At 35.6% G+C, this 17,790-nt stretch carries 14 protein-coding genes; 11 read left to right on the top strand and 3 right to left on the bottom strand.

All coding sequences use genetic code 11. From position 1 onward, the window contains the following. Positions 1-218: 218 nt before the first annotated feature. On the bottom strand, positions 219-1,049 hold the full coding sequence (locus tag AC1DIT_RS01925; protein WP_003200718.1) for a 5'-nucleotidase, lipoprotein e(P4) family: 831 nt from the start codon (positions 1,047-1,049) through the stop codon (positions 219-221). 366 nt (positions 1,050-1,415) lie between these two features. Here AC1DIT_RS01925 and AC1DIT_RS01920 point away from each other — a divergent pair, with 366 nt between their 5' ends. The 3 genes from AC1DIT_RS01920 (at position 1,416) to AC1DIT_RS01910 (ending at position 4,077) form a co-directional block, all read left to right on the top strand. After that, a complete protein-coding gene (locus tag AC1DIT_RS01920; protein WP_016132091.1) occupies positions 1,416-2,300 on the top strand; it encodes an ABC transporter ATP-binding protein in 885 nt (294 codons plus the stop codon). Positions 2,301-2,302: 2 nt separating this feature from the next. Next, positions 2,303-3,529 carry an ABC transporter permease gene (locus AC1DIT_RS01915; RefSeq protein WP_016133274.1) on the top strand — a complete coding sequence of 409 codons (1,227 nt, stop codon included), beginning with the start codon at positions 2,303-2,305 and terminating at the stop codon, positions 3,527-3,529. 116 nt (positions 3,530-3,645) lie between these two features. Continuing rightward, entirely contained in the window at positions 3,646-4,077 is a 432-nt protein-coding gene (locus AC1DIT_RS01910; RefSeq protein ID WP_016116523.1) for an Rrf2 family transcriptional regulator, read from the top strand. Between the two features lie 59 nt (positions 4,078-4,136). Here the strand turns inward: AC1DIT_RS01910 and AC1DIT_RS01905 are convergent, their stop codons facing one another. Further along, on the bottom strand, positions 4,137-4,841 hold the full coding sequence (locus tag AC1DIT_RS01905) for an aquaporin (protein WP_051124597.1): 705 nt from the start codon (positions 4,839-4,841) through the stop codon (positions 4,137-4,139). A gap of 144 nt (positions 4,842-4,985) precedes the next feature. Further along, the gene (locus tag AC1DIT_RS01900; protein ID WP_016132089.1) at positions 4,986-5,951 is read right to left on the bottom strand and encodes a DMT family transporter; all 966 of its coding nucleotides are present in this window, start codon (positions 5,949-5,951) and stop codon (positions 4,986-4,988) included. A 105-nt stretch (positions 5,952-6,056) separates the two neighbouring features. Here AC1DIT_RS01900 and AC1DIT_RS01895 point away from each other — a divergent pair, with 105 nt between their 5' ends. The 8 genes from AC1DIT_RS01895 (at position 6,057) to AC1DIT_RS01860 (ending at position 17,785) form a co-directional block, all read left to right on the top strand. Continuing rightward, positions 6,057-6,629 (top strand): helix-turn-helix domain-containing protein, encoded by a 573-nt coding sequence (locus tag AC1DIT_RS01895; RefSeq protein ID WP_016116521.1) that lies wholly within the window; start codon positions 6,057-6,059, stop codon positions 6,627-6,629. Positions 6,630-6,749: 120 nt separating this feature from the next. Then, positions 6,750-8,459: a sensor histidine kinase gene (locus AC1DIT_RS01890; protein WP_016116520.1), complete on the top strand. Its 1,710-nt coding sequence runs from the start codon at positions 6,750-6,752 to the stop codon at positions 8,457-8,459. Beyond that, entirely contained in the window at positions 8,456-9,622 is a 1,167-nt protein-coding gene (locus AC1DIT_RS01885; protein ID WP_016116519.1) for a response regulator transcription factor, read from the top strand. The genes AC1DIT_RS01890 and AC1DIT_RS01885 overlap by 4 nt, the downstream gene beginning before the upstream one ends. Before the next feature lie 186 nt (positions 9,623-9,808). Further along, the gene (locus tag AC1DIT_RS01880; protein WP_077294914.1) at positions 9,809-11,059 is read left to right on the top strand and encodes an ABC transporter substrate-binding protein; all 1,251 of its coding nucleotides are present in this window, start codon (positions 9,809-9,811) and stop codon (positions 11,057-11,059) included. A 22-nt stretch (positions 11,060-11,081) separates the two neighbouring features. Then, the gene (locus AC1DIT_RS01875) at positions 11,082-12,026 is read left to right on the top strand and encodes a carbohydrate ABC transporter permease (RefSeq protein ID WP_016132085.1); all 945 of its coding nucleotides are present in this window, start codon (positions 11,082-11,084) and stop codon (positions 12,024-12,026) included. 23 nt (positions 12,027-12,049) lie between these two features. Beyond that, the gene (locus AC1DIT_RS01870; protein ID WP_016132084.1) at positions 12,050-12,877 is read left to right on the top strand and encodes a carbohydrate ABC transporter permease; all 828 of its coding nucleotides are present in this window, start codon (positions 12,050-12,052) and stop codon (positions 12,875-12,877) included. 49 nt (positions 12,878-12,926) lie between these two features. Beyond that, positions 12,927-16,013, top strand: coding sequence for a beta-galactosidase, LacZ type (gene lacZ, locus AC1DIT_RS01865; protein WP_016116515.1), 3,087 nt, complete (start codon positions 12,927-12,929; stop codon positions 16,011-16,013). 50 nt (positions 16,014-16,063) lie between these two features. Further along, positions 16,064-17,785 (top strand): amylo-alpha-1,6-glucosidase, encoded by a 1,722-nt coding sequence (locus AC1DIT_RS01860; protein ID WP_016133272.1) that lies wholly within the window; start codon positions 16,064-16,066, stop codon positions 17,783-17,785. The last annotated feature ends 5 nt before the right edge of the window (positions 17,786-17,790 follow it).

Genomic DNA, 17,790 nt, shown 5'->3' with positions numbered 1-17,790 from the left:
GTTGAAAAATCAAAATGGATATGTATATTGTTCGGATATACACATGAATGGATTGGAATAAACTGTGAGTTAAGAAAGAAGGAATAAGATAAAAGGATGGCTTAAGCCATCCTTTTATCCCGTTATTCGCGGACAGTAAGACCCCCACCTCAAGACTCAGCGAAAGTAAAGAAGATAGGTGAAGGATAAAGAAAACCCCAACTGATGGAAGTTTCACGTTATTTGTTTACTTCAAATGATTTTAAGTTATCACGACGAATTTTATCTTTTTCTGCATCAGATTTTTTGAAATTGTAATCATATAGAGCGCCTTCCCAATCACCATACATTGGGTTAGGGAAAATGATGAATTTCTCGCCAAATTGTGCTTTTGTTTCTTCAACTGTTTGATTGCGATCTTTTACAGATTTTCCATCAAATCCAGTGAAGTCAGATAAGTTATCACCGAAGAATAGGACGATATCGTGCGATTGTGAAACAAGTTCACGACGTTTTTCTTTCCCTTTTTCTTTCGGGTCTTGTAGTAAAATATGTTCTTTTGTTGCTTGTGGAGCGCCAACGCGTTCAAGGTTTTTAATCGTTGCATCTAATTGATTTGTTTTACGGTTTGAAATGTAGTAGATATCGACACCTTTAGATTCAGTATATTTTAAGAAGTCAATTGCACCAGGAAGAGCTGCCGCTTCTGCTTTATTAATCCACTCATCCCATTTATAAGGATAGCCCTTTCCTTCTTTCACAGTCATCGCTTGGTGGGGGCTGTTATCTAAAACGGTTTCATCTAAATCTAGTACAATTGCTGGTTTTTTACTTGTCCCTTTTGCAAGAGCTGCATCGAGTTTTAATTGCCCGATGTTATAACCTTGATAATACAAAGCTTTTGTTTCACCGGCTGTTTGATACCATAGATCAGCCATTAGCTGTTGATCTGTTAATTTTACTTTTTCTTCTTTTGCTACAGTTTTTTCAGCTGTTCCTGAACATGCTACAAGTGATGTAGAAAGAACTGCTACAGATAATAATGTGGTAATGCCTCTTTTCATCTTCATATGTATCCTCCTTGATGTAACTAAATCCTTTAATATTATWTATTAAAATATAATATTTTTTATACCTTTTTTATGAACTTTTACATACTATTATTTGTATATACAGTAGTATGTCCTACTTCAGTATAATAAGTAAGGGGATATATGATGAGTAATGACAATTATAATTGATAAAAGTCAGTTTTTTATTTACAATTTTAACTAAATAAAACAAATGGTGGATAGGAAAGGTGCGGGATATATAACGTTAATTTTAGAATTTTATTATAGAAATTGATGGATTTATATATGTTACAATATTTTTCCTATATGCAACATACCATTTAGAAGATTGTAAGAATAGTGAAAAAGGGGAGGGTTTATACTTTGAGTTTACAAATTCAAAACTTAACGAAAATATTCGGAGAATCAAAAGCGGTCGATCAATTAGAAATTTCATTACCAAAAGGTGAAGTATTAGGACTACTTGGCCGGAATGGCGCAGGGAAAACGACAACAATTAAAATGCTCCTTGGTTTATTAACCCCAAATGAAGGTTCTATTACATGGAATGAGAAAGCGATTTCTCAAAGTGATGTAACGATTGGTTATCTTCCGGAAGAAAGAGGATTATATACAAAAAGTAGAGTAATAGATCAACTTCGCTATTTCGGTAGATTAGAAGGAATGACGAAAAAAGAAGTAGACCGTGCGATTGATCGTTGGTTAGAAAAACTAGCAATCCCGGAATATAAATATAAAACGGCTGGAGAACTTTCAAAAGGAAATCAGCAAAAAATCCAATTAATTGCTGCACTTCTTCACGATCCAGAGCTTCTTATTTTAGATGAGCCGTTTAGTGGACTTGACCCAGTTAATGCTGGAATGCTGGCAAATATTATTGAAGAAGAAGTACAAAAAGGAAAAACAATTATTTTATCAAGCCACCGCATGGAACAAGTGGAGGCGTTTTGTCAGCACGTTTGTATTTTAAAGAAAGGTGAAGCGGTTGTAGAAGGACAGCTAAGTGATATTAAGAAAGAATACGGTTTTCGTAATTTAACAATTGAAGATGCGGTGGAAAATGAACAGGCATTGCAAGCCTTACATATTTCGTATGAAAAACAACAAGGACTGCTTTATATGAAAGTTCATGATGATGCAGAGGCCTTAACTATTTTAAAAAATTTACAAGAGCAAGGTGTAAGCTTAAGGCAATTTAAAATGCTAGAGCCGACGCTAAACGAAATATTTGTAGAAAGGGCGAAATAACAATGCGTAAATTTTCTCATGTATTTTCATTTTATTTCAGGGAAGCATTTTTTTCTAAAAAATCATTGATTACGAGTGCGATTTTATTTTTAGTTGTGTTTGGAATCTTTGCATTTAACCATTTCACTTCTGATGGAGATAAAAGTAAGGAGAAAGATAAGATTGCAGTTGTAACGGAAAGTTCCACATATAAAGTGCAAAAAGAGGAATTAAACAAGTTACTACCATCAGCGAAAATAACTGTTGGTTCAAAAGAGGATTTTGATAAACTGCATAAACAAGTAGAAGAAGGGGATTTAGACGGTTTATTCCATGTAACAGAAGAGAATGGAGTACCTGAAGTTACGTATATGTATAACGGATTCCCAAGTCAAGCAACTTCTGCAATTATGGCAAGTTATTTAAAACAACAATATACAGCGGTAACAATTGCTAAAAATAATGTTTCACCAGAAGTAGCCAAACAATTACAAACAGAAATTCCTGTGAAACAAGAAGCGATAAAAGATCGTACGTCTTCTTTCGGTATTGCATATTTCTTTACGTTTGCATTGTATATGTTTATTATCGCTTTTGGTAATACAATTGCGATGAATATTGCTTCTGAAAAAGCATCTCGTGTTATGGAAGTGATGCTTCCGAAAGTAAAGCCTCTTACGATGATGTATGCAAAAATTTTGGCAGTTGTTTCAACGGCTTTATTACAACTTATCATATTAGCATGTGGTTATCTCATTCCATACGTATTAGGATGGGTAAATTTAGAAAGTGCGTCATTATTTGGGGTTCCAATTGATTTTACAAAATTAGATGCAAAAGTTGTAAGTATGTTTCTTATCTACTTTGTTACAGGGTATTTACTATATGCGATGATGTATGCAGCTGCTGGGGCGGTTGTATCCAAGACGGAGGATTTACAGGCAGTCTCTCTTCCTATAATGATTTTAATAATGGCCGCATTCTTTATTAGTATTAAATCATTAAGTGATCCAAATAGTACAATCGTTGTCTTGAGTTCCTACGTTCCATTCTTTACACCAATGGTTACATTCTCAAGAGTTGTAGCTGGAGAAGCAGGTACATTAGAAATTACTATAACACTAGCTATTTTAATTGGGACAATTGGTATATTGAATGCTGTTACAAGCCGCATTTACGTCAACGGTGTTATGAATTACTCTGATAAGGTGAAATTCAAAGATTTAACTAAATTTATTAAGCGTCAATAATCATAAAAGCATGATTTTCTAAGAGAATCATGCTTTTTCTTTATGCACAAATAAAAAATAGTATATAATAGTATGTATCGTCTTTTGACAGAATGAACGTAAAGGAGGGTGTGCAGATGGGAATTAGTAGCCGTTTTACAGTAGGTGTTCATATGTTAACGTTACTTGCGATAGATCGAAACTCTCGCTGTACCTCTGAATGGATTGCTGGCAGTGTGAATACAAACCCAGTTGTGATTCGCCGCATTACAGGAATGTTAAAAAGAGCAGGTCTAGTGGATGTACAAGCAGGGAAAGGTGGTACATCACTTGCTCGTGATTTAGATGAGATTACATTACTTGATGTATATAAAGCAGTGGAAGTAGTAGAAGAAGGACATCTATTTTCTTTCCATGAGAATCCAAATATTGAATGTCCAGTAGGTGCGAATATTCAATCGGTATTAGAAATTATATTAATGCAGGCGCAAGAAGCGATGGAAAGCGTACTTGCGAATGTAACAGTTCAGCAACTTGTTACAAATTTACAATCAAAAATTAAAAAGTAAAAAAAGCGAGCCTCGTATAAGTGGGCTCGCTTCTTTTACTTTCAGAAAGATCGAAGATTCTATTTTTCAGTATTTAATACAAATTTTCCTACAATGGCAGCAACGATACCACCAAGAATTGGTGCAACAATAAATACCCACAATTGGGATACAGCTTCTCCGCCAGCAAATAAAGCTGGTGTTAGGCTACGTGCAGGGTTAACAGAAGTGCCTGTTAATGGAATACCTAATAAGTGAACTAATACCAGTGTAAAGCCAATTACTAATCCAGCTAATTGTGCGTTGCCCTTTTTACCTGTTACTGCAATAATTACTAAAATAAAGACGAATGTTAAAACAAATTCCACTAAGAAAGATCCTGACAAACCAAGATTTCCAAAAGCATTTTGTCCAAAGTTATCTAAAGACATATTAGAAGATTTTAGAATTGTCACTAATGTTGCAGTTCCTAATAAACCACCTAAAACTTGAGCTAATAAATAGTAGCTAAGTTCCATAGCATTCATTCGTTTGTTTACAAACATGGCAATTGATACTGCCGGGTTTACATGACATCCAGAAATTGTTCCAATGCTATATGCCATAGCAACAATTGATAATCCGAAAGCCATTGCAATCCCTAAAGTTCCAATTCCTTCAATTCCACCGCCTAAAACAGCTGTTCCAGTTCCGAATAATACAAGTACAAAAGTACCAATCAATTCAGCGATTCCTTTTTTGACATAATTTCCCTCCTCTTGTACACATAAATCGCATTGTAACACAAAATTAGGTGGTTTTAAGTATAAATGGAAAATGAAATATTATTCTGATAAAAAAATTGGGAAGGATTATACAATTTTAATCAAATAAAAAACATGATTCTCAAAGAATAATCATGTTTTTTATTTATGCAGTGTTTTCATTTGTTATGCTGTTTTCTTTCGTTTAGCAACTGGAACAGACCGATTTAAAATGCTATTTGCTACCATTCCAGCCATAATGATAATCATCCCAATAAGTGAGAGTCCGATAGGGAATGAACCATTTAAGAAAATCATTTCACCAAGAACAGTAAATACCATCGTTCCGGCTTGCGTTGCTTCTACAGCACCTAATAAGGAAAGGTTATCTTTCGCTAAATCTGTTGCAAAGAAAAATGTCATTGTGGCGATAACACCAGAACATAATGCTAATAAAAATCCTTGAAGCATTTGACCGGATGTTGGAATGCCTGTTGCCCCAAAACCATATATTGCAAGAATAATTGCTATAGGCAGACTGCCGATTGCCATTCCTAATACACGCTGGAAAGTATCAAGGCGTCCTCCTACAACTTCCATCATTTTTCGATTGCCGGATGGATATAAGAAAGCTGCAAGAACAACAGGAAGAAAACCAGATATAAATTGAGTGGCTGTAATATGCCCAGCTTCTGTTGCTTGCATACAAATGACACCAATTATAATGAAAAGTGATACGTATAAACTGCGAAGTGGGATTTTTCCGCGTACGCGTTTTGTACCTGTTTTTGTTTCAATCGTAATAAAAAATAATGGCGATAGTAGCAAGCCAGCGAGTATTGTAACTTGCCAAGTTCCTGCAACAAGCCAAGCTGGAGAAAAGACAGCAGCAAAGCTTAATAAAGAATAAAAGCCGATCCCTGCTAAAGATCCCCATCCTAGCCATGCAAAGGGATGTTTTCGCATTTCTGACCATAAGGGCCGAAGGTTTTTGCGGAATAAAACGATAAGGAATAAAATAGGGAGAGCAAATAAAAAGCGGAAAGAAGCAGTCCAAGCCCAGCTTGTTCCAGATACATTCATTGCTCTGTTAATAATGAATGTTGCAGAGAAAAAGGCGGATGATAAAATACCTAATAATATTGCGCGCATGATGCGTAAGCACTCCTTTCGAGATTTGAAACATTTATGTATATTATAATATACATAAAGTTAATTAAAGTAAATTATTTTATACTTAGAGGTGATTTTGTTACTATGAAAGAAAAAGAGGATATACAAACAAAAGAAGTCATTCAGCAAGTTGGTCAGTTATTAAGACAAATTCGTAATGAACAAAAACTGAGTTTAGAAGAATTGGCGCAAAAAACAGGGGTTAGTAAATTAACATTAGGAAAAATCGAAAGAGGTGAAACGAATCCAACATTAGCCGTCATTTGGAAAATTACGAAGGGGCTGTCAATTCCATTGTCGAGGTTAATGGTAGTTGGAGAACCAGTAGCGGTTGCGCGCTGTGGGGAAGGATTTGCGGTAGACGTAGGACAGGCATGGCGGTTAGAGACAATGTTCCGGTATACGAAAGAAACGGGCATGGAGATGCATCGTGCTTGTTTAAGACCGCAAAGTATTTATGAGCCAGAGTCTCACCATGAAGGAGCAATTGAATTCGTTACTGTTATGAAAGGGCAAGTTGCTATTCAAGTTGAAAATGATGTGTATGAATTAAATGAATTTGATTCGATTCAGTTTGAAGCGAATAAGAAGCATAGTTATAAAAATGCCGGAGATGAAATAGCTGTTTTGCATTTAACGATGAAGTATTCTTCTTAGCTATAAAAAGGAGCGCTTGCAATAAAGCGCTCTTTTTTTATAGATTTTAACTATATTTTTGATAAAATACAATTAAGTTGGAATATTCTGAAAAACAAAATAAATTAAGTAGGATAAGGGATGAGGCGAATGACGAAATTTAGATTATGGAGATTGGTGCAACAAATTCGAACAAGCCTTCGTTTAAAGTTATTAACATGTTTTTTAGTTGTCGCACTTATTCCGCTCATGTTGTTTAGCTGGATGTCATATGAAAAGTCATCCAATCTTGTAAATGAACAGTTTGGGGATTATGGAAAGTTTGCTATATCGCAGCTTCAAACTCAAATTGAATTAACATTAAGCCATATGCATTTAATTGCTAGTGATATTCAAGAATATTTATCAGACCCGACGTTAATTGTTTTAAAAAAAGAAGCACCGAAATCGTATTCGGAATTTATTATTGAGAAAAATTTTGAAAGGTTTTTAGAAGCGCATAAAACAGCACAAACGAAGGGAATCTTTTTAATTACACCTAGCGGTTATTATTATGGAGATCGGTATTTAGATGTGCAGAAACTAAAAAAAGAAAAATTTTGGGAAGAACAAGGGAATTTATCACAAGGGTATTGGAATGGAATTTATGTTCCGAACCATTACTCTGTAGCTGATAAAAGCAAAGTAATTGGATTACTTGTTCCAGTCAAAACATCATTCGGTAGCTTGAAAGATAGCCGGATATTAGTGGAAACAGATGCGACGGATTTATTTAAGTTTATTGATTCATTAGAAACAGATTTGCATGCACTGATTACCATTCGTGATGAAAAAAAACAGGTGATTTATACGACAGATGAAAATTATAAAAAAAACAAGGGTGATATCATTTGGGAAAAGCCAATTCCATCAAATAAATGGAGTCTAGAAATTATTATTCCAGAAAAAGAATTTTATCAATCTTCTACAATTATTTTGTTTGTTACATTAATTGGAATTGTTGTATCGCTATGCCTAGCTTTTATGTTGGCATTTTTAATCTCGGCTAAGCTAACGGAAAATGTCACGAATTTGGATCATGCAATATCTCAAGTAAGTAAAGGAGATTTTTATACAAATATACCAGTAAATTCACAAGATGAAGTAGGGAATTTAACTGTGAATTTTAATAAAATGGTTGTCAAAATTAAATCATTAGTAGAAGAAATATATGAGAAAGAAAAGTTGAAAAAAGACGCTGAGCTTAAGGCAATTCATTATCAAATTAATCCGCACTTGCTATTTAATACGTTAAATTCGATTCAATGGAAAGCAAAGCTTCAGGGGGCAAATGATGTAAGTGAAATGATTTATCATCTTGTTGCTGTGTTAGAAGGGAATTTAAATTTTGCGAATGATCTTGTCACACTCCAAAGTGAACTAACTATTATTGAGCATTATTTAAAGGTGCAGGAGATTCGATTTGGAAATTATTTTTCTTATACGCAAAACGTCCCATCTTCTATGAAAGAGGAGCAGATTCCAAGAATGTCGCTTCAGCCTATATTTGAAAACATATTTTTTCATGCTTTCGATGATGGAGAAGGAGCTATTACATTATCAGCATTTGAAAAGGATAATGGAGATTTATGTATACATATTACCGATGATGGCCGTGGTATTTCTGATAGGCGAAAACGAGATTTATTACAAGAGCCATCTGCAGAACAAAAGGGGGGGCTTGGATTATATAATATTGATCAAAAATTTAAATTGCATTTTGGGCTAGAGTACGGATTAACGATTCAATCAGAAGAAAAGAAAGGAACTATAATTCAGATTCTTTGGCCAAAGGGAGGGATACAGAAATGAAACGCATTAAAGTGCTCATTGCGGATGACGAGACGATTGTTCGAAGGGGCTTGAAGATGGCGGTAGATTGGTCGGCGTATAATATGGAAGTAGTAGCGGATGTACCCAATGGTGAGAGGGGATGGGAGGAGTTTGTACAGCATGAACCAGAGGTGGTTATTACAGATATTGTTATGCCTGTTGTAAATGGAATTGAATTTGTGAAAAAGATTAAACAACATGCGCCGAAAACAAAGGTATTATTATTAAGTTGTCATCGTGCTTTCGAATATGCACAAGAAGGAATTAAACTGGGAGTTTCAGGTTATTTATTGAAAACATCGTTTCATGATGAGGAGTTGGATCAATATTTACGAGCATTTCAAACAGAGTTAACCATTCATAAAGAAACGGAAGCGATTGAACAGCAAAAATCTCTCTTTTACGAAGATTTTTTTCAATGGTTATGTGGTTTTCAAAATCAGTTCCAAGAGATACTTGTGGATTTATTTCGTAATGAATGGAAATGGATGAACGATGGGTATTATGCCTGTTTTATAAGGTCAGAATCGAGATTGCATCTCATATTACAAGAGATGGATCAAAAGGTATCAAATCCGCATGTGAAGATATTATGTGGAAAGGATCAATGTTTCTTATTTCTTAATGAAAAATATAAGGAAATGATGGAACAAATGTTTATGGATGTAAAGAGTAAATACGAAGAGCTATATTGGATTACGTCAGGGGAGCTGTTCAGTATAGAGCAATGGATGAATTCAGTTAAATCGATGAAGCAATTTGCAGAACTTGAGATTAAGTATAAAGTAACGATTAACAATTGGCCAAAAACAATTAAAGAGGCTATTTTGTATACAATGAATCATTTATCAGAGCCAATTGTTGTTTCAGAAGTGGCGGAGATGGTAGGGCTAAGCAGAAGTCATTTTAGTATGCTTTTTAAAAAGATAATAGGTGAAAGTTTTCATTCTTTTACAGAACGAAGAAAACTTGAACTTGCCATGCAAATGCTTCAAACAACCTCACTTACGATTCAAGAGGTAGCGGAACATATTGGTATTTCAAATAGTAAATATTTTAGTAAATGGTTTAAAAAGTGTACAGGAACAACGCCATCAGAATATCGAGAAAAACAATGTGGAACTTTATATAAAACAAATTGACACCTGATTTCGTCGAACGAACAATTTGATAACAAAAATCGAACAAATCGATGTTTTTAACCGCTTTCATAAAAGGTAAAATGAAAGCGGTTAAATCATTTATTCTGAAAAAACAGAAATAAAAAAGCTTTTTGGAGAAGGGAAGTGTGTGCAGTGAGAAAAATGGTACATGTATGTCTTAGTTTTATGCTCGTACTTATTGTTTTTTTAGCTGGTTGTAGCTCAAATGAGACTACAAGTAAAAAATCATCAAAGGATGATGAAAAGAAACAAACATCAAATGATGGAACAGTATTGCGATTTGCAACTTGGGATGCTGGAAAGAATTTGAAGATTCAGCAGCAAATTGCAAAGAAATTTGAAGAAAAGAATCCGGGAGTAAAAGTACAGGTGGAGGCTTATGGTGATGGTTTTGATCAAAAGCTCGCAGCATCTTTCGGGGCGAAAAACCCACCGGATGTTATGTATATGTGGAATTTCCCATCTTACTATAAATCTCTTGAGCCTTTAGATGAACTGGCAAAGAAAGATCCAGATATGAAATTAGATGACTTTTATCAAGGGCTATTTAACTACTCTAGTATTGACGGGAAATTATATGGTATGCCAGCAGGTTTTACAACGCGGGTTATATATTACAATAAAAAGTTATTTGATAAAGCGAATATTCCATACCCGAAAGATGGATGGACTTGGGATGAGTTTGTAGACACTGCGAAAAAGTTAACAGATGCAAGCAATAAACAATATGGCTTTGCTTTACGACCTGAGCCAGATACGTATGATTTACAAGGGTTTATTTGGAGTAACGGTAGTAGTTTTGTAAGTGAAGATGGAAAACAAATAAAAGGACATATGAACAGTCCAGAAACAATTGAAGTTATGAAATCTTTCCAAAGTATGCTAAAGGATAAAACGGCTGTATTAGTAGGTGGAAAAAATCAACAGAGCGGTGATGATATTTTTAAAGCTGGGAAGTTAGCGATGTGGGAGAGTGGAATTTGGCCATTAGAAGGATTTAAAGATGCAAAAATTGATTTTGGTACAGTAGAACCTCCCGCATTTAAAGGGAAACCAGTGAAGGGACTTGTTGGTACATCAGCTGTTTCAATTGCAAAAGATGCAAAGCATAAAGAGTTAGCTTGGGAGTTTGTTAAGTTTTATTCTTCACCAGAAGCAATTAAAATGCGAACTTCTGATTTGCCAGTTCGAATTAGTGTTGTAAAAGAATTGAAGAAAGAGGAAGATGCGAATATTAAACCGTTCTACACAATGCTAGAACGTTCAACAAATACACCAGCATTTTTACTTAACCCAAAATGGGATGAAGTAAACCGGAATTTATCAGCGGCAATAAATGCAATTATGCTTGGGCAAGACCCAGAGCAATTATTAAATAAAGCTGTTCAAGATTCAGAGAAATATATGGATAAATAATTGTAAAAGCAAAGAGGTGTGGATGTTGAAATATGGAGTATCTATAGAGAGTGAAACGAATATAGCCATTAGGAAAAAGAAAATGAAAAGGGAGAAACTCGTTCCTTATGCATTTATATTTCCATGGGTATTTGGCTTTGTAGCCTTTACCCTTGGTCCTCTTTTATTTTCATTATTTATTAGTTTTTTTGACTGGCCGCTTATTGGAGAAGTTCAATTTGTTGGACTAAAAAACTATCAAGATATGTTTCTAAATGACCCGATGTTTTGGGACTCGTTATGGGTTACGGTGAAATTTGCAGCATTATTTGTTCCATTTAATTTAATTATTGCCCTATTTTTAGCGATTTTGCTAAATCAAAAGGTAAAAGGATATGCGTTTTTTCGAACATTTTTCTATTTGCCAAGCGTTATTTCTGGTGTGGCTTTAGCGATGATTTGGGCATGGGTGTATAACGGGGAGTATGGTATTTTGAATTATTTTCTATCGCTTGTTGGTATAAAAGGACCAAATTGGTTAAGTGATCCGAACTGGTCGCTAATTGCGATGGTAATTGCTAGTTTATGGGGACAAGGTACGCTTATGCTCATTTTTTTAGCAGGATTAAAAAATATCCCGCAAAACTTGTATGAGGCTGCTTCCATTGATGGAGCTGGAAAAGTGCAACAATTTTTCAAAATTACATTGCCGATGTTAACGCCGACGATTTTATTTAATTTAATTACAACAATTATCGGTGCGTTTCAACAATTAACATTAGCGCTTGTATTAACCGGCGGAGGTCCATTAAAGTCCACCTATTTTTACGCGATGTATGTATATGAAAATGCATTTAAGTATTTTAAAATGGGCTATTCATCAGCGAATGCTTGGTTTATGTTTTTAATCATTTTAGGGTTAACACTACTTGTTTTTAAATCATCAGCAGCGTGGGTTTATTATGAAAATGAGATGAAGTCAAAGTAAAAGATGAATAAGGAGGATGCAGTGTGAGAACGAAGAAGCGCATACATCGAATTGTAGTGTACGCACTATTAATAGGTTTTTCCATTTTATTTTTATTGCCCTTCTTTTGGATGATTACAACATCTGTGAAATCACCAGGAGAATTATATTTATATCCGCCAAAGTGGATTCCATCTGAGTTTAAATTCAGTAATTTTGCAAAGGCGTGGACGAGTCAACCATTTAATACCTTTTTATGGAATTCAATTGTGGTAACAGTATTTTCAACAATCGGACAGTTAATATCATCTTCTTTAGTAGCATACGGTTTTGCACGTTTTAAATTTAAAGGACGGGATATTTTGTTCATGATTGTGCTAGCGACGATGATGATTCCGTGGGAAGTAACGATGATTCCGCTTTATATGGAATTTAATGCTCTCGGCTGGATTAATACGTTAAAATCTTTAATTATTCCATCTTGGTTTGGCGGTGCGTTTTTTATCTTTTTAATGAGACAATTTATTATGTCTGTTCCAAAGGAGCTAGATGAGGCTGCAAGGATGGATGGTGCGAACGCTTTTCAAGTTTACTACCGTATTTATTTACCGATTATGAAACCGATTTTAATTCTTGTTGCTGTTTTTAATATTTTAGGATGTTGGAACGATTATCTAGGACCGCTTATTTTCTTAAATGACCAAAGCAAATATACATTAACGCTAGGCTTAGCACAGTTTAAAGGTATGTTTGGCGTTGATATGGAAGGGATTATGGCGGTGACATTGTTAATTAGTATTGTACCTCTTGCACTCTTCTTTTTCGCACAACGCTATATTGTGGAAGAATCGGGGCATACGGGCCTTAAATAATAGAGCGTAGAAATGATGTGACAAAGTGAATGCAAAAAGGAGGATCGATATGGGACATAACATGTTAGAGGACTTAGAAAATGTTCAAGTAACAGGGCGGAATCGCATGGAGGGAAGAGCACATTTTATTCCCTTTCAAACTGAACAAGCGGCTCTATCTTTTACGCGTGAAAGCTCTTCTTATTACAAATTGCTGAATGGAATGTGGAAGTTTTTGTACTTAGAATCCCCAAAGCAACTTCCAGAGAATTTTTTCATAAGTGAATTTGATTGTAGTGAATGGGATACGATTCATGTACCTGGGCATTGGCAATTGCAAGGATACGGAAAGCCGCATTATACCGATTTATATTATCCGTTTCCGGTTCAGCCACCCCATGTTCCATTTGAAAATCAAGTGGGTTGTTATAAAAATGAATTTTATATACCAGAAAGTTGGAACGGAGGATGTATTCGTATTCGATTTGAAGGTGTGGATAGTGCCTTTCATTTATGGATAAATGGAGAAGAAGTGGGATATAGCCAGGGAAGTCGTTTGACGGCAGAGTTTGATATTACATCGTTTGTTCATGCCGGAAAGAATACGATGACAGTATGTGTGTATAGATGGTGTGATGGATCTTATATAGAAGATCAAGATATGTGGTGGTTAAGTGGTATTTTTCGTGATGTATACATTGTGCATGAACCTGCTGTACATATTTATGATATGACGTTATGTACAACGCTTGATGAAAATTATGAAAATGGTGTATTACAACTCAGTACAAAGATTTGCAACGAACAATTACTGAATAAAAATTATGTACTAGAGTATAAGTTTTGTAATAAGAATGGGGAAGTATTAGATCAACATACATCGTATTTGGACTTACAGGGGAAAAGGGTTATAGATGATACACATTCGTTTTTTGTCAAAAAGCCGCAGAAATGGTCCGCAGAAGACCCGTATTTGTATATTGTATTGTTCACGATTCGAAACGAAAATGGTGAAGTTGTAGAAGTGATTTCACAGAAGATCGGTTTCCGTATGATTGAGATGAAGGATAGAAATCTTCTTGTCAATGGTATTCCCATTATATTTAAAGGGGTGAATCGTCACGATCACCACCCGGATACAGGGAGATATGTCACATATGGAACAATGAAACAAGATGTAATGCTTATGAAACAGCATAATATTAATGCGGTGCGAACAGCACATTATCCGAATGATCCACGTTTTTATGATCTATGCGATGAGTATGGTTTATATGTAATTGATGAGGCTGATTTGGAATGCCATGGATTTGAGTTAATTGGTAATGCAAACGTATTAAGTGATGATCCTGAATGGGAAAATGCTTATGTAGATCGTGTGGAACGTATGGTACGTCGAGATCGTAATCATTCTTCAATTATTATGTGGTCACTCGGAAATGAATCTGGGTTCGGTTGTAATTTTATTGCAATGGCGAATAAGTGTAGGGAATTGGACCAATCAAGAATCATTCATTACGAAGGGGATCGAGAAACGAAAGTCGCTGATATTTTTAGTACAATGTATTCTTCAGTCGAAAAGATTATTGGTTATGCAGAAGAAGAAAAGTGGGAAAAACCTCATATTTTATGTGAGTATGCTCATGCGATGGGAAATGGACCAGGCGGATTAAAAGAATATTGGGAAGCGATTTATAGTCATAAAAGATTACAAGGTGGCTTTGTTTGGGAATGGATCGATCATGGATTACGTCAAGTGAATGAAAATGGAGAAGAGTACTTTGCATATGGAGGTAACTTTGGAGATACTCCGCATAATAGTAATTTCTGCATTGATGGACTACTCTTGCCAGATCGAACGCCATCGCCAGCTTTGTTGCAATATAAGAAAATAATTGAACCTATTAAAGTAGGAGAGATAGACATACGAAGTGGTAGGATTTCGATACAAAATATATATGATTTTCGCTCATTGAAAGGCTATCGTGTGCAGTGGACTGTCAAAAAAGAAGGAAAAGTAATTGCGAGTGATTCTATAGATGCCCCGCCTTTGTTACCGAAAGAGAGTTGTGAGATTCAGTTGCTTTTTAAAGATGAAATAGCCCTTCATACAGAGAAGGATTGCTATGTAACAGTATCGATTGTATTAGGAGCAGATACAAATTGGGGAGTAGCAGGACATGAAATAGCTTGGGAACAATTTTGTATTCCAGCTCTAAAAAAGATAAGAAGAAAAAGAGATTCGAAGTTATATGAGCCAGTAACTTTACATGAAACAAAGGAGGAAATTCGTGTTGCTGGTGAAAGTTTTGCTATTTCTTTTCACCCTGTAACAGGGCGTATAAAAGACTGGACCTTTAAAGGACAATCACTTATGGAAGAAGGGCCTGAATTAAATATTTGGCGGGCAACAATTGATAATGATATGTATGTAGTTGAAAAATGGAAAGAACAATATGTACACCTTGTGAAACATGACGTAGCGAGTATAGAAGCTGTACAACTTGAAAATGGAAATGTTGAAGTTGTTGTGAAAGGATTTATTTCCCCGCTTGTTGTGAACTGGAAAATTACTTTTACTTATACGTATGAAATTGAAAGAAGCGGGGCTATGAAAATAGAGACAAAGTTGAATCCAAGCGGTACTTTACCAGAGATGTTTCCGCGAATTGGGCTCGAAATGCGTCTGCCAAAACAATATCAAAATGTAAGTTGGTTTGGACGTGGACCAGGAGAATCATATGTGGATAGTAAAGAAGCGAACAAAATAGATTTGTATGAAATGACTGTAAAAGATTTATTTTTCCCGTATGTTTTTCCGCAAGAGACGGGAAATCGAACAGATGTAAAGTGGGTTTCGTTATATGATCAATATCATGTTGGATTTGTTGCGCATAGTACGCAAGATTTTAATTTTAGCGCCTTGCCTTACACGACAGAAGATTTAGAGAAAGCAGAGCGTTTATATGAACTACAAGAAAGGGAGTTTGTTACATTCCATCTAGATTATAAGCAAAATGGTTTAGGAAGCGCGAGTTGTGGGCCGGCTCAGCTTCCGGAGTATCAGTTGAAGCCGGAGCCGTGCCAGTTTGAAGTGTACATTGTTCCTTTTAATTGGGATCATAAACGAGCTTTTGAGATCGTAAAAGAATCTTAAATTACAAGAGAGCCCTTCTATTGCTAGGGCTCTTTCCTAGGGGGATATAAATGTTTGATTTACAACAAGTTCCATTTAGTCGGTACGGTTCTTTTTTAGTTATTTCTTTAAACTATGATAACGGATTACTGATTCGAAACATTCGCGGTGGTGACGACGATTTTGGTGAAGTGTTTAAAATAGAGGTATTAAATCGGAAAGGAGAGGTTTTACCATGTGAAACAAAGATGTCGCCATCTTTACTAACGCTCCAAACTGTAGAAGGTGATGTGAAGATTTGTTTCTCTCATTCTGATACAATTCGTTTTTATTCGGATCGATTGCAGCTACGTTTTATTGGGATTACAAGTTCGTATGATTACTGTATTCCAAGTGCACAAGGTGGGTGGGAAATTAATAGCTTTTCAAAAGAAATGAGATTTCATTTATCTGCTATAGAAGGGGTTATGCATATGGATGCCCCGTTTGAAGAACTTCGTTGTAAACATATTATTGTTGATATTTATGCGCAAGATGAAGAATCAGGGATTGATGTGGAACTAACGGAATACAAAACAGTATTGCAGAAGCCGAAGGAGACAAAGACATTCGCGGAGACGGTGGATGCTGCTGAAGCGGATTTTGTAAATTGGTTACGTCATACATTGGCTGTCCCGAAAGACTTATTGAAAGGAAGAGAGTTAGCGGCTTATATTACATGGTCTTGTATGGTAGAAGCGGAAGGGTATTTACCGAGAAAAGCGATGTATATGTCAAAAAACTGGATGACAAATATATGGAGTTGGGATCATTGTTTTAATGCGATGGCATTAGCGATGCATCAGCCGACAGTAGCGTGGGATCAATTTATGATTTTCTTTGATAAGCAAGATGAGTGCGGTGTATTACCGGATTATATTAACGATAACAGTGGGCTATGGAATTGCTGTAAACCACCTATTCATGGGTGGACGCTGAAATGGATGATGGAACATACAGATTTTATAACAGAAGAGCATTTACAAGAAGTGTATGAACCGTTATGCAAATGGACGGATTGGTGGTTTACATATCGAGATGATGATGGGGATGGGGTTCCTCAATATAATCATGGGAATGATAGCGGTTGGGATAATAGTACGATTTTTCACCGTGGTGCCCCTATTGAGAGTCCGGACTTAAGCTCATTTCTTATTTTACAAATGGAGGTATTAGCGGAGGTCGCAGAGAAGCTTGGATTTGAAGAAGAAGCAAAGCGATGGGAAGCGCGAGCAAATACAACGCTCAATCGTATGATTCAACATTGTTGGAGAGAAAAGCGTTTTATTGCCCCGCAATCTGGGAATCATTCATATGAAGTATCAGATAGTCTTGTGTTATATATTCCTCTCATTTTAGGAAAAAGGTTACCTGAAGAAATCATTGAAAGTTTACTTGCAGAATTGAAAAAAGAAAATCACTTTTTGACAAAGTATGGTTTTGCAACAGAGAGTATAAGGAGTCCATATTATCGTGATGATGGATATTGGCGCGGACCAATTTGGGCACCGACAACATTTATTATGACTGAGGCTTTACAAGCAGTTGGCAAAAATGAATTTGCAAAGGATATTGCTGTTCGTTTTTGTAGGATGGCAAATAAAAGTGGGATGGCTGAAAATTTTCATGCACAAACCGGGCAAGGATTGCGTGATTTAGCGTTTACATGGACTTCTAGTGTGTTTCTTATTTTAGCAAATAAGTATTTGTTAACACAAAAAGAAAGTGTGCTCTATCAAAAAGTGACAAGATGAAAGAA

It is taken from the genome of Bacillus sp. 05T22 (assembly GCF_056396765.1).
This window is presented reverse-complemented; position numbering and strand designations above follow the sequence as displayed.

What these genes read in the sequence shown, in the direction of transcription:
- AC1DIT_RS01925 (WP_003200718.1), bottom strand. Translation starts at nt 1,049, where the DNA reads ATGAAGATGAAAAGAGGCATTACCACATTATTATCTGTAGCAGTTCTT.
- AC1DIT_RS01915 (WP_016133274.1), top strand. Translation starts at nt 2,303, where the DNA reads ATGCGTAAATTTTCTCATGTATTTTCATTTTATTTCAGGGAAGCATTT.
- AC1DIT_RS01910 (WP_016116523.1), top strand. Translation starts at nt 3,646, where the DNA reads ATGGGAATTAGTAGCCGTTTTACAGTAGGTGTTCATATGTTAACGTTA.
- AC1DIT_RS01900 (WP_016132089.1), bottom strand. Translation starts at nt 5,951, where the DNA reads ATGCGCGCAATATTATTAGGTATTTTATCATCCGCCTTTTTCTCTGCA.
- AC1DIT_RS01895 (WP_016116521.1), top strand. Translation starts at nt 6,057, where the DNA reads ATGAAAGAAAAAGAGGATATACAAACAAAAGAAGTCATTCAGCAAGTT.
- AC1DIT_RS01890 (WP_016116520.1), top strand. Translation starts at nt 6,750, where the DNA reads ATGAGGCGAATGACGAAATTTAGATTATGGAGATTGGTGCAACAAATT.
- AC1DIT_RS01885 (WP_016116519.1), top strand. Translation starts at nt 8,456, where the DNA reads ATGAAACGCATTAAAGTGCTCATTGCGGATGACGAGACGATTGTTCGA.
- AC1DIT_RS01880 (WP_077294914.1), top strand. Translation starts at nt 9,809, where the DNA reads ATGCTCGTACTTATTGTTTTTTTAGCTGGTTGTAGCTCAAATGAGACT.
- AC1DIT_RS01875 (WP_016132085.1), top strand. Translation starts at nt 11,082, where the DNA reads ATGTTGAAATATGGAGTATCTATAGAGAGTGAAACGAATATAGCCATT.
- lacZ (WP_016116515.1), top strand. Translation starts at nt 12,927, where the DNA reads ATGGGACATAACATGTTAGAGGACTTAGAAAATGTTCAAGTAACAGGG.
- AC1DIT_RS01860 (WP_016133272.1), top strand. Translation starts at nt 16,064, where the DNA reads ATGTTTGATTTACAACAAGTTCCATTTAGTCGGTACGGTTCTTTTTTA.